The 12,175-nt window shown below is 43.4% G+C and carries 16 protein-coding genes, 1 pseudogene and 1 riboswitch; of the genes and pseudogenes, 14 read left to right on the top strand and 3 right to left on the bottom strand.

The features are described 5' to 3' along the window. The 8 genes from PEH01S_RS32605 to PEH01S_RS32570 all read left to right on the top strand — a co-directional run. Positions 1 to 232 (top strand): RHS repeat-associated core domain-containing protein (locus PEH01S_RS32605; protein WP_218032725.1); only part of this gene is annotated, 232 nt, incomplete at its 5' end. 108 nt (positions 233 to 340) lie between these two features. Beyond that, the gene (locus PEH01S_RS32600; protein WP_218032724.1) at positions 341 to 508 is read left to right on the top strand and encodes a hypothetical protein; all 168 of its coding nucleotides are present in this window, start codon (positions 341 to 343) and stop codon (positions 506 to 508) included. 9 nt (positions 509 to 517) lie between these two features. Beyond that, positions 518 to 826 carry a hypothetical protein gene (locus PEH01S_RS32595; protein WP_127490271.1) on the top strand — a complete coding sequence of 103 codons (309 nt, stop codon included), beginning with the start codon at positions 518 to 520 and terminating at the stop codon, positions 824 to 826. Between the two features lie 852 nt (positions 827 to 1,678). After that, on the top strand, positions 1,679 to 2,266 hold the full coding sequence (locus PEH01S_RS35960) for an RHS repeat domain-containing protein (protein WP_127490270.1): 588 nt from the start codon (positions 1,679 to 1,681) through the stop codon (positions 2,264 to 2,266). Next, positions 2,254 to 2,985, top strand: coding sequence for a barstar family protein (locus tag PEH01S_RS32585; RefSeq protein ID WP_127490269.1), 732 nt, complete (start codon positions 2,254 to 2,256; stop codon positions 2,983 to 2,985). Before PEH01S_RS35960 ends, PEH01S_RS32585 begins: the two co-directional genes overlap by 13 nt. A gap of 120 nt (positions 2,986 to 3,105) precedes the next feature. Next, complete coding sequence (locus PEH01S_RS32580; protein WP_127490268.1) at positions 3,106 to 3,765, top strand: hypothetical protein; 660 nt, start codon at positions 3,106 to 3,108, stop codon at positions 3,763 to 3,765. A 239-nt stretch (positions 3,766 to 4,004) separates the two neighbouring features. Further along, a complete protein-coding gene (locus PEH01S_RS32575) occupies positions 4,005 to 4,859 on the top strand; it encodes a hypothetical protein (protein WP_127490267.1) in 855 nt (284 codons plus the stop codon). Positions 4,860 to 4,877: 18 nt separating this feature from the next. Then, on the top strand, positions 4,878 to 5,387 hold the full coding sequence (locus PEH01S_RS32570; RefSeq protein ID WP_127490266.1) for a DUF6630 family protein: 510 nt from the start codon (positions 4,878 to 4,880) through the stop codon (positions 5,385 to 5,387). A 697-nt stretch (positions 5,388 to 6,084) separates the two neighbouring features. On the opposite strand, the pseudogene PEH01S_RS32565 reads toward PEH01S_RS32570, so the two are convergent. The 3 genes and pseudogenes from PEH01S_RS32565 to PEH01S_RS32555 form a co-directional block, all read right to left on the bottom strand. Beyond that, a pseudogene (locus tag PEH01S_RS32565) lies at positions 6,085 to 6,165 on the bottom strand (iron chaperone); the annotation flags it as partial. 290 nt (positions 6,166 to 6,455) lie between these two features. Further along, on the bottom strand, positions 6,456 to 7,685 hold the full coding sequence (locus tag PEH01S_RS32560; protein WP_127490273.1) for a serine hydrolase domain-containing protein: 1,230 nt from the start codon (positions 7,683 to 7,685) through the stop codon (positions 6,456 to 6,458). 116 nt (positions 7,686 to 7,801) lie between these two features. After that, entirely contained in the window at positions 7,802 to 8,467 is a 666-nt protein-coding gene (locus tag PEH01S_RS32555; protein WP_025850375.1) for a TetR/AcrR family transcriptional regulator, read from the bottom strand. 207 nt (positions 8,468 to 8,674) lie between these two features. Between PEH01S_RS32555 and PEH01S_RS32550 the strand changes: the two genes are divergently transcribed. The 6 genes from PEH01S_RS32550 to PEH01S_RS32525 form a co-directional block, all read left to right on the top strand. Beyond that, positions 8,675 to 9,019 (top strand): DUF2512 family protein, encoded by a 345-nt coding sequence (locus PEH01S_RS32550; RefSeq protein WP_051570464.1) that lies wholly within the window; start codon positions 8,675 to 8,677, stop codon positions 9,017 to 9,019. 12 nt (positions 9,020 to 9,031) lie between these two features. Further along, positions 9,032 to 9,538: a DUF2243 domain-containing protein gene (locus PEH01S_RS32545; protein ID WP_127490265.1), complete on the top strand. Its 507-nt coding sequence runs from the start codon at positions 9,032 to 9,034 to the stop codon at positions 9,536 to 9,538. Then, positions 9,528 to 10,316, top strand: a complete 789-nt coding sequence (locus PEH01S_RS32540) for a cytochrome c oxidase assembly protein (protein WP_025850372.1) — start codon at positions 9,528 to 9,530, stop codon at positions 10,314 to 10,316. Before PEH01S_RS32545 ends, PEH01S_RS32540 begins: the two co-directional genes overlap by 11 nt. A 379-nt stretch (positions 10,317 to 10,695) precedes the next feature. Beyond that, positions 10,696 to 10,989, top strand: a complete 294-nt coding sequence (locus PEH01S_RS32535; protein ID WP_218032723.1) for a DUF3349 domain-containing protein — start codon at positions 10,696 to 10,698, stop codon at positions 10,987 to 10,989. Positions 10,990 to 11,075: 86 nt separating this feature from the next. Then, positions 11,076 to 11,300, top strand: a complete 225-nt coding sequence (locus PEH01S_RS32530) for a hypothetical protein (RefSeq protein WP_127490264.1) — start codon at positions 11,076 to 11,078, stop codon at positions 11,298 to 11,300. Between the two features lie 51 nt (positions 11,301 to 11,351). Further along, positions 11,352 to 11,554, top strand: a riboswitch (cobalamin riboswitch). 163 nt (positions 11,555 to 11,717) lie between these two features. Further along, positions 11,718 to 12,175: iron chelate uptake ABC transporter family permease subunit (locus PEH01S_RS32525; RefSeq protein WP_164828121.1), on the top strand; the 458-nt coding region annotated here is incomplete at its 3' end.

Here is a 12,175-nt window from a genome sequence, read left to right as displayed (position 1 = left end):
TTACAACCGTTTTCGTTACTATTCGCCGCATGAAGGCATGTATACGCAGCAGGACCCGATTAGGTTAGCTGGTGGAATCCAATTATATGGGTATGTGCATGATCCGAATACTTGGGTTGATGTTTTTGGGCTTAAAGGTAAACAGAATTGTAACCCGCTGGATGCTAATAGTAACTTATCAAAGAATGCGGAGCTTCTAAGAACCGGCGGAAAAATACTACTGTATATGTAAAAACTAAGGCTGAGGCAGACACCTTATTGAGGGAAGCATTCCCAGATTACCAAAAAGTGAAGGGAGTTGGCCCACAGGACGCCTCCCGGTATAAGGAAAAAGACAAAGATGGACCGCTTTAAACAAGGTGGAGCTTACCATAAGGATTATGCAATAGACCCAATATCAGGGCGTGTACGAGGACATACCGAAGATAACGAACATGGGGCTTATCCTCACATTAATATAAAAAGAAAAGATGGAAAAAAAGTATTAATAAACATTCTCGGAAAGTAGGTGATTTAAATGCCGGATACTGAAAAATTAATTCAATGGATCGAGGATGGAAAGCAATTAGGTAAGGTATTTTCTTTTAATAGAAATGGGAAATTAATCTGGTCTTCTGTAGGTATTCAAAAGTGGCAAGGGATATACAAAGTATACGTAGATGAAATTGAAGAAGAAAATATGGATGCTGAAAAGTATTTGAGAGATGAAATTAAGAAATTTAGTAATCTGGTAGAAGCTCTAAAATTTATAGAGCAAAATACTCAAATTAGTTTATCGGAATTACAAATTTGTAAAGGACAGAAAATATTTAACCCAAATTTTTAGTAAAAGAACAAAGTAAGCGGCAATATGCTATTGGCAAATATTGGCAAATGTGAATTTTTTAATTATAGGATCTATTTCGAGCAGTAGCATAGAAATAGGTCCATTTTTAATCTTAAAATACATGCATTAGACTAACTTTACACGTGTCTTCTGGTAATACTTTATATGGAAATAATTAACCGGAAGAAAGTGGGGAACTTCATATCCATATATCATATTAAATAATCAGTTGAAAACTAAAAATGCTAATTCTCGAGGTGCTCATTTCTTCACAAGTAAAAATAATATAAGTAAAGTTTCAGTTTTTGATTTAGATGAACATGAAGAGGAATAATGAAGTACTCGTTCATGGTCAGATACCGGGAAATAAAATTTCTCGGTGCAAATAGCTGTTTGGTTAAATAATTTTAAGTGAGGGAGACTATGTCTGCTCCATGTTGCAGGTAATTTCAGTCAAAAGGTTTTGTTGTTTCAATGTCAACGCATCTTGTATCAGACAATGTGTGGTCAACAGTTCATGACTATTCTTGCTGAAAAAGATGGACTGTTTTTTAACGCAACGAACCTCGAAGAGCTTTTAGGATGATAGCAATGTGGGAACAGCGTGGTGATAGTTGGCATGCACAACATGATGAGGTAGCTGTTTATCATAAGTTGCAAGATGACTCGCCACTTTATGATAAGGACGGAAATCTAATAGAACAAGAGTAGTAAGAGTCAAGTCGAGTGTATTTTGTAGATAAGATAGTCATACTTGTAATAATATATTGCTTCTCTTTTTATTTACCCTCTGAATAAGAAATTCTTAAAACTTTCATCTTCTCACCGTAGTTCTTTATTTAACTTTAGTTAATGCATCGGCCGGGACAGGGGGAAAAGATTTGGTCGTGCGAGCTTGACATTTACGGGAAGGTTCGGCGGCAGGATCTTTTAGGGGAACGCACCGCATGCCCGTTCCGGTATCCGGGACAGTACGAGGATGAGGAGACGGGACTGTACTACAACCGTTTTCGTTACTATTCGCCGCATGAAGGCATGTATACGCAGCAGGACCCGATAGGTCTTGCCGGTGGGAATCCTACTTTGTATGGATATGTTAGTGATCCAAATTTTGAGATAGATGTGTTTGGGTTAGCTAAAAAACCAAAAGCTCCACCACAAGTATTTAGCAAGAAAGAAAAACAAGCGTTTTTAGATGCGCGTGAGGACATTTTAAACGGAAGAGGTACCCCTCATGATGTATACCAAGGCAGAGAATATCCAAGATGGGCAGGAGCCAATGAACATAGGGTAGTTGTACCAGGGGAAAGTGACAAATACAGAATATTAGAACTGGAGATAAAAGGAAAAAATGGGGAAGTAGTAAAAAAATTAGGATATTCCAAAGATCATTATACAAAGATTCATGATGATTGGAGTAAAATAGAATGTCCAGGATAAAAAAGCTAGAAATACACTTAGAGATTGATGAACCAGGGTCAGAAAGTATTCTTTTAAAGGCTGATAGCTTCCATATCAAAGAATACAATGGCGCATACTTAATAGAACTGGAAAATGCGATAATCTTACGAGATTATCCATTAGAACATGGGAGCTTACTTTTTGTAAAAACAAATGTTGGTTCATCAATTATGTCTATATACTGTCTCGAAAAGCAACATCTACTCCAAAGAGAGAAACCCCAACCCATATGCATTAAAGCAGAATCTGGTTGGATAAGAGCGGACTTCTGTAGTTTTTACCTTGACTTAATTAAATCATGGAGCGATAGAGAGCAAAAATATAATTGGAGAGACCTTTCTATCTTTAAAAAAAGAGTCTGGCTTAATGCTTGCTTAGACTGGAATGGATTACAACAAACAATCAATAGTTCGGATAAGGAGTTAATAATTGACTGTTCTATTATTAATTCAAAGATGGATGTGTATTGTTTGATTGGTGAAACTTTTTTAGGCTACAGTGGATATATGGGGTGGAATTTAGATGCCCTGGTTGATTGTTTGCGATGCTTGAAAAATAAAAATGAATTTAGTATCCACTTTAAAAATTTTAGACATCTAAAAACATTTGATATACCCTATTATAAATTTGCCAACGAAAATTTTTCTAACCATTTGATGGATATTTTTAAAAAACATATGGTAGCCACTTTTGAATGAGAAACAGTACATGGATAGTATGAGATGGGCGATCTGTAATGAATATAAGTGAAAAATAGTTGTTATAGATGCCCATAATTCATACTACTAGTAATCGTTGTCAAGAAAGGTTGAATTAATTTGAAACAATTAGAAACAGCGTTAAAAAAATTTATAGAAATTAGAAATACATATCGAGAATACTATACTCATTGTCAATTTAAAGAAGACGAAATTATTCTTGAAACGAATATGTTTTCAAATTTGATCGACAAACGTATACCACTCTCACCTGAATTGAAATTTTTTTATGATAATTGCACATTAAAAAAAGCTATTTTGGAGGATTGTTCCATCCTAAATGGAGTGAGTATTGACACCGGCACATCTATTGCATATATAAGTACACCAGAGATGCTGTATAAAAGGCAATTAGGATTTCGTTGGGTCGGTGTAAAAGAACCATATTGGGAAGATGATAGCTGGGAACGTGCTTGGGTTGTCATTGCTGATAGAAATGAAGATCCTATTATGGTAGATACAAGTAAACCAGGCTCGCCTGTTCTTGCACGTTACGAAATGAATGATTTCACAATAATCGCTAAATCTCTTGCAGAGTTTTTTGAGGTGTTGTCTATTGTAATAGAGGTTACGTACAAGAAATATCATGGTGAAATTATGAATGACGATGGGTTTGAGATTAGTGAGAAATTCCTTGATGATCTAAGAATTGCGTTAGGAACTATCCTAGACGATGATACACAAATTGAAAACATTTTAGATTATTTGTACGAGCTTTAAAGTGTTAACAATCCGCTAAGATTCCTGAAATGGCCGTATGGAAAGCTGCGGCTTGAACATATAAAAATGACGCGGATTATGGTATGTCAAGTTATGAAGTGTGTTATAAAGTAGACAATGCTTTAAATGCTACTTATGATACTATAAAAAAATGGTGTCAAGCGAGGCCATAGTCTATTTTTCGAGAGAGTAACTACCAAGTAAGGCGACAGTTGGACAAAGGAGAGATTAAGAAATATATGGATTATTCAAAGTATATGAAATATTTTAATAGAAATATTAAAGAGTACAAGCAAGAAGTGATTACAGAAGAAGAAGTACAAGAGATATTAGATGAGGTAAAAAAAGATATTGACGAAATGATTCAAAATAAAGAAAAGAACGAGCTAGCTTTAGGTCTTGAATATCAAATGGGTGTTCAACTGGAACGAAATGCAAAAAATAAAATATTAATTGGGGACTCAACAGCTTGGATTTTGATAGAGAAACAGATTTTTTGGCTCGCTCACATCATTAAAAGTGTTCCAAATAGTGGAAATGTCGTGGATTGGGAATTAGGAGGTCTTATAGGGTTATCTTTACTCTGGAATCATTATGATATTACCGAACTAGTTACCGAATACGCAAGCAAAATGTTCTCGAAAGATCCGGAATATTATTCAGAAAACAAAACACATCACGTGTTTATGGCATGTTTATCTCACAAATGGAAGACAGGAGAAATGTCCGAATTATTTAAAATATTATCGCTGGATAACGTATACGTAAGGTTAATGGACAATTGGCATAACTCAGAGAATTTGAAGGAGCTTCTATACGAGGTATGTGATTTTCATATTTATAGCGCAAGTGATACTCCTCAAAAATCTAAAGAAATACTATCTTTTGCTTATATTCCTTATGACTATTACTGCATTAAACTGCTCAGAGACAAGGAAGGGTTAGATACACCGAATATAGAGCATCCGTTGCTACAAAATCCACTGGGGCAGATTCCAATCGATCGGCCTGGATACGATCCGGAATCGGACGAGATTCTTCAATATGTGTTGAAGAACGAGAAGGTACCCGACTGGCAACGCATAATACGCTAATGGAGAGGAACGTAAAGAATGAATAACTCGGCATTGCTGGAGCTCAGCCGAAAGTTATCCTTTGATGTAGAAGGAATAGTTATAGATGATGTAGCCTTAGCTTCTGAGCATCCACTAGCTTATTTTGAAAAATACAAGGATCGTCTTGACGAAAGATGCATAAATGATCCGATAGAGGAGTTAGCTTGGATTTCGCTAGTAGATGTTCTGCTGGAGCATCAATTGGCATTTGAGATTGATTGGAAAGAGACAGGACTGTATGTTTGTGACGTAGTTGATGAGTTGCTGAATAGAAAGAAATTAGCATCGATGGATTGGGAAGAGTTTGAAAGCGACCAGTACAGTGAAATGCCGACAGATGAATTTTTAAACCATATTGCTAGGAAATTGAATGAAGTTTCCGTATCCTTGGCTTATATGGATATTGATAGCGATAGTTATGTATTGATAACTGTCCCCACTGCAGATATTGAAGGCATCAAACGGTTAGCGGAAGAAGCTGGGGTAGTAATTAGCGATTCTTTTTAGTAACAGATATAATTTTTTCAATTAATTATCGTTGGTAGATGTTGATTTCTAATAGTTCAGTCTTCTAAATTAATACTAACTGGATTAGATAACTTTTAACCTTGATTTTTTTCAAGGTTTCTTTTTTTATACGGCAGGTGAGCGCAGCGCATGCCCGTTCTGGTATCAGGACAACCGTTTCTGCTATTACTCGCCGCATGAAGGAAGCTATAAGCAGCAGGACCGATTAGGTTAGCATGCATATGGGTACGAATACTTGTTCCATGCCGTTTTCAACGGTAATGTGGATACAAGACCGCATTAGACAAAGCTCGTAAGCTTAAAACTGATGCTAGGTGTTGACACATCATTTGGTAAAATTTTCTTAGTAAAAGGAACGGTACACGAAAGGGTATCATAGAAGTTATTGAAGGAAAAGTGTTTGAGCCTGATATAATCGATGATGCTGGAGGTAACTGCCATGGGAAATGGAAATAATTTTCATTATTTTGATAATTATTTGGATGTTGAAGGGGGGGAATTTGGATTGAGTTGTTTTATGTTGCTAGACAAAGAAAACATTGATGGTAGTGATTGGTAAGTCCTTATTTCGGTAATGGAAAAAAATGATGGATGGAGCATAGTGATGAGGAACAATACCAGAATAATTGGTGATAGTGTGTACACAAAGATGAGCCTCTAAGCGCTATCCTAATTTTTATTTTCGCCAAAAAGTTGAACAGTCTGCCTTATCCAAAATATTTAACTCGATCATTTTCTCAAGTAATGAGAAATCAACCACAACGTCGGTGGTCTTCTTCTTGTCGCTGTTTGATAAGCCATATGGATATTCTAATTAGTAACTAGAGGTAGTACCGGCGAAGCTGACACCACCCGCAAAGTAGATGGATAAACATGTTAACTACGGTGATATTGGAAAACAGACCGATTCAAGATAGATATCGGTCTGTTTTTTACACAGGAAAGGAAGAAATCACGCGGTTATATCTTAGGGCCAAGACCCATGGCGAAACGTCGACGGTTCGGCCGCTAGGGGCTGACCGTTGCGTACCAGGCGTGGGCTCGGTGTTAGTCTTCGATTGCCTGATAGACCATGGTCCAGAAGTCTTGGATAAGATGGGCCGAATCCGGGGTAGACATCCCGACCTGAGTGAGCAGGATTCCGGTGAGCTGTTTGTCCGGGTCGGCGTACGCCGAGGTGCCGCTTCCGCCGTCCCAGCCGAACTGACCGATGGAAGCATAATCGCCGCGGTAGGTGCGTACTGCCATCCCGAAGCCCCAGCCACCGTGCTGCCCTTGGCCATGCGACAAATGGACGTTGTTTTTTGCCAAGTCGTCTCGGAATGCTTGTTGCTCGGGCGTGAGGCGGTTGGTGGTCATCAGCTGGACGGCGGGCCGGGACAGGATCCGTTCGGTCCCGTGCATCCCTTGGTTCAGCAGCATCCGTAAAAACGCATGATAGTCGTCGACGGTTGAGAGCAGCCCACCGCCGCCTGCTTGGAACGCCGGAGGTTTGGTGTAGCGTCCGCCTGCGGCCTCGTCCCACACGATGAACTCTCCGGTCTGCGGATCGGGGGAGTAGGCGGGCGGCAGCCGGTCAATCTTGTTGGCGGGCACGTAGAAGCCGGTGTCCTTCATGCCCAGCGGATCAAGGATGCGTTCGCGCAGGAACGTCTCGAATGTCTGACCCGTGACCCTGGCAACGAGTACGCCGAGCACTTCGTTGCTGATGTGGTACTGCCACCGCTCTCCGGGCTGGTAGCTCAGTGGGAGTGTACCCAGGCGGCGCATCCACTCATCCGGCTCAGGCAACTCGACTTGTGGCGTGTCGTATATCCCCACCTCGAAGATCGCGTTCTGGATCGGGGAGCCCATCAACGTCAGATCCATTCCGAGCCCGAACGTAGAGGTCAACAGGTCTCGCACGGTGATCGGCCGCCGCGCCGGCACGGTTTCGTCCAGCGGGCCGTCGGGTCGTTTCAGCACCTGCCGATTGGCGAGTTCGGGCAGCCATTTGTCTACTGGGTCGTCCAGATGCAGCTTGCACTCGTCGAGTAGGATCATCACCGGCGCGGCTCCGACCATCTTGGAAGTGGACGCCATCCGGAAGATCGTGTCCCGGCGCATCGGCGCGCCACCATCATGGCGCATCGTGCCTATCGCTTCAACGTGCGTCTCACCGTTCCGGCTGACTAGGGCGACGAGCCCTGGAATCTTCCCGGAATCGACATTCCTTGCCAGCACGTCGCGCATTCTGCGCAGCCCTGTTTCGGAGAAGCCGCTGTTGCTTTGTCCCATCATCTTTTTCATTTCGTTTCCCTCTCTTTACATTTTTATTAGCCCTATGGTTTTAAACAAATACATACCAACCGATGGTATGTATTTGTTTAAAAAATAAGCTGCCTTTCGGCAGTTTAGTTATCTGTGCTGACTTCTCTGGCTGACAAACGATACAGTTCCTCGTATCGTTGAAACATTTGCTCATCGAACATATCGAGCCCCATGCCTTTCAATAATTCATCAAAAAACCTTACCTTGCGTAACATGATCTCGGGCGTAGCTTCGATGACCGCCGGGTTCAGCCACAGATTGGTGAGAATCACCAACACTTCGCTAAGCTCCCTTGGATAGTCAGTTCGGATCGAGCCGTCTCGCATACCTTGTTCGATAATGGGCTGGATATAGACGGGTACGGCTTTTTCGATTATGTGCTCGATCTGGGCCGCCAGTAGCTTCGGATTGCGCAAAAGCTTCGGTGCCACCGTTGCCACTTCGTTTTGGGCGGGATTGTTAAGAGAGACGCGGGAAATCTTGCGGAGCTTCTCCAGGCCGTTTAGCTCCTTGTCGTCCCGGATGCCGGACAGCATCTCGTCAACGCCTTTGAACAAATGGTCGATAACGGCCTGCATGATCTCTTCCTTCGACTTGAAGTGATGATAAATAGCCCCTTTTGTCAGCCCGCCCAGCTCGTTGATGATATCCTGAATGGAGGTCTGCTCGTATCCTTTTTGAATGAACAGGTTAAGAGCCACGGTTAGGATTTGGTTGATTGTTTCTTCCGGATATTTATTTCTTGCCATTCTCCTCCTCCTTTCATACATTCGGTTGGTATGTAATGAATATATCCGATCAACCTTTTTATGTCAACCCCTCAAAGAAGATAATCCATTTCATTTGGAAGTCCGATCAAAACGTCATTCGCAAAGGAAGGAATGGACTATCTCCATGAATGGTAAAGAAAATAATGAGCACATTAAAGATACAATCCCAAAAAGGGGGCTTTTATTGTGAAGTTTATTTTCAAGCTTTTGCTTAATGGAGCCATTGCCGTTACGATCCTCCTTTGGCTGTCGAGGGCTACGTTCTGGGAAGCCGCCATAACGTCCGTTATCCTGAGTACCATAGCTTACCTGGTGGGTGACCAGTATGTACTGAGGATGAGTAACAATACGGTTGCGACGCTTGTCGATGCGGTGCTGGCTTTCGTTTATTTTTGGGTGGTCGCTTCCTTTTTAAATTGGGGTTTGACCATCGGCGGGCTCATCTTTCTCACGTTATTTCTCGGGGCCGGGGAAGCGGTATACCACCGTTTTCTGGCAAGCGACCGGGAAAGGAGAAAGGTTACCGGTTAGTTGAGCAAATGTATGGCGAAGCACAAGACAATTCTTGGATTCAAAAAACGTTTTTCGTCATGGGATCGCAATCTGGGGTCGGGCTGTTTGTTCGGACTTGGTCTGGTGGCTTTTATCGATGAAGCGGTCTTTCATCAACTGCTGCATTGGCACCATTTTTACGATAAGTCTACAACCGCTGTCGGCCTGATCTCGGATGGCTTGTTTCACGCATTTAGCTGGCTTGCGACGATCGGCGGGCTGTTTATGTTTGCCGATCTCCTCCGGCGAAACGCCTTGCGGCTCCAAAGGTGGTGGGGAGGGGTCTTGGTCGGCAGCGGCGCGTTTCAGTTATATGACGGAACGATTCAGCACAAGCTGATGCGCCTTCACCAGATTCGCTACGTGGAGAATGTCCTCATCTACGACCTGATATGGAACCTCGCCGCGATCGCCATGATCATCCTCGGCAGTATGCTCCTCCTTCGCGCGAAGAGGGAGGAGAACAAGCCTGGAAGGATGGTTTCAAATGAATCATGAGCTTTTTCACCACGAATCGAGGAGCTTTGTCGAGTTTGGGCTGGCGTGGATAACCGTATTGGGACTGGTTCTTTATGCTTTTGCCGCGTTCGTATCCGGCCGTCGCTTCAAGCCATGGCCGTTGTACCGATATGTGTGCTGGTTTTTCGGTATTGGCAGCGCGGCTGCCGCGGTGATCGGACCTTTGGCCCGTCGGGCTCATACGGTTTTTACGGCCCATATGACCGGGCATCTGCTGCTTGGAATGCTGGCACCACTCTTACTGGCGCTTGCGGCACCCATGACACTTCTCTTAAGAGTCCTTCCAGTACCCTTGTCGCGAAAACTGTCACATGTGCTGAGAAGCTGGCCGCTGGTTATACTGACCGATCCGGTGATAACTTCCCTCCTTAATATCGGAGGCTTATGGATTCTTTATACAACGGACCTGTACGGGATGATGCATCAAAATGTTATGATCCATCTCTTGGTTCATGTTCATGTGTTTTTGGCCGGCTACTTCTTTACGGTGTCCATGTTGTACGTTGACCCGGTGCCGCATCGGACGAGCTTCCTTTACCGTGCGACCGTGCTTGTATTTGCCTTGGCGGGGCACGGCATCTTGTCCAAGTACATTTATGCTCATCCCCCCGCCGGCGTTTCCGGAATACAGGCGGAGCAAGGAGGCAAGCTGATGTATTACGGCGGCGATGGCATCGACATTATTCTTATCTTTATCTTTTGCCTTCAATGGTTTAAAGCAGCCCGTCCCCGAATGAGGGTGGCCGCAAATTCTTAATAGCCGAATAATTTTTAGGAGGAAAATACGTTTCCATGTCACATCAATGCCATTATTGTGAAAAGAACACGGAAACTGCCCACAGTATTACGATATATGACGACAGCGGCGTTGAAGAACGTCTCGAAGTCCTGTGCAGTCCCTGTTATGAGGATTGGCTGCTTTCGCAAAAAGGGTAATAGCTGATTGAATGGAAGCCACAATGCGGGGAGCCGCACTGTGGTTTTTTATAGCCCGAAAAGCTGATAAAATATGGATAGAAATCTGATATGTTTTATGATGTTGATTATTAATAAGGTTTATGATTAATGTTGTTTATGTTTTTTAGACGATCTGATCCTCTATTGTAATGCAAATGATCTTCTCAGGAGGAAATAAATTGGACGATCAAGCTCCGAAACCTTTAGAAAGCACCTGTATCATGTTAAGCAAAGCGTTTCCGGCTGGCATCGGAGACGAGGAATATTATCCGCTTCTCGCTTTATTGTATGAGCACATGACCGATCGTAATTTAGCCGAAGTAATTGTTTTAGTTGCAGGCAAGGATCGTTCTGTAGCTTTAAACGATGTTCATCGATCCGTAACGACAAATCGGCCTGGGAAGGAAGAAGTAGACTTAGTAAAAGAAAAGATAACACCTTTTGGTTACGAAACATGGTTAAATGAAGAGTAGTTGAAGGTGTAGGAATGTTGGAGAGGGTATCCTACGATTGGGTATTGTAAAAATGTCATTGGTTTTAACCGGTAAAATGAATAAGGATGGCAAAAATCCGTGTGTTTTTTTGCGACGAATTTAAAACGTATCCTGCATCAAGCAAGGAAACCATCCATAGACTAGTTTATATAGGTATCGTTAACTATGAAAAAGGTGAGATAGGTCACGAAAACGAAGAAGCCGTTGTCGAAGAGGCAGGCAACCGACCGATATTTCAAGCGATCGTTGAAAACTTGACAGAACAAGGCGTCACGGTTGTCTTTGCATGAATAAATTCAGTTGACATCGACTTCCAGACTGCTATAGACTTACTGTGGACAACCGAATAGGGGGAAACAGGTGCTTCAGCGATCGGCTGAAGCTTAAAAGGGAAGTACGGTGCAAATCCGTCGCGGTCCCGCCACTGTTATGGGAGCCGGAAGGTCCGGCTATTTTTCGGCACAACGTCACTGGAGCTTAGTTCCGGGAAGACGCCGAAGGAGAAACCCTGAGTCAGGAGACCTGCCTGTTTTGACAACACTGCTATAACCTGCGGAGTATGGGGAGGTGTTAGGATGCTGGGGCTAATGGGGACCTTGATCGGTCAAACGGGTCGTTATCTCTTATGGAGGAGCATTTCTAACCGCTGAGCGTGGTTGGAGAGGCTCCTTTTTGCATGTGCTTAGGAAAAAGAAAGGGGGAGTCCGATGAGCAGCATCATACAAGAGAGGTCTGCCCGAGCGGAACGAGCGGTTGCTGAAGGACGTTTCCCCTTGGTGCTGCTGGGGCTGTTCGGAATTTTGCTTGGATCCATTACGCTCGCCGTCATGCTGGGACCGGTTCGCATCGAACCGTCGACCGTCTGGAAGATTGCCTTCTCGCATATTCCCGGACTGGACCGGTGGCTGGAGCCGGAATGGTCCAAGGCGCAGGGCAACATCGTCTGGGATATCCGTTTCCCGCGGGTGCTGCTTGGCGCAGTCGTCGGAGGCGGACTGGCTGTGGTGGGCACCGCGATTCAGGCGTTGACCCGCAACCCGCTGTCCGATCCTTATATTCTGGGAGTGTCCTCGGGGGCATCCGCTGCCGCAACGCTTGTCATTTTATTCGGAGCTTTTCAACTGTTCGGGCAGTACGCTTTATCCGTTTCGGCTTTTATCGGCTC

This window comes from Paenibacillus ehimensis NBRC 15659, assembly GCF_004000785.1.
GTDB classification, from domain to species: domain Bacteria; phylum Bacillota; class Bacilli; order Paenibacillales; family NBRC-103111; genus Paenibacillus_G; species Paenibacillus_G ehimensis.
Note: the sequence above shows the minus strand (reverse complement) of the source record. Positions and strands in the feature narration are given on the sequence as shown.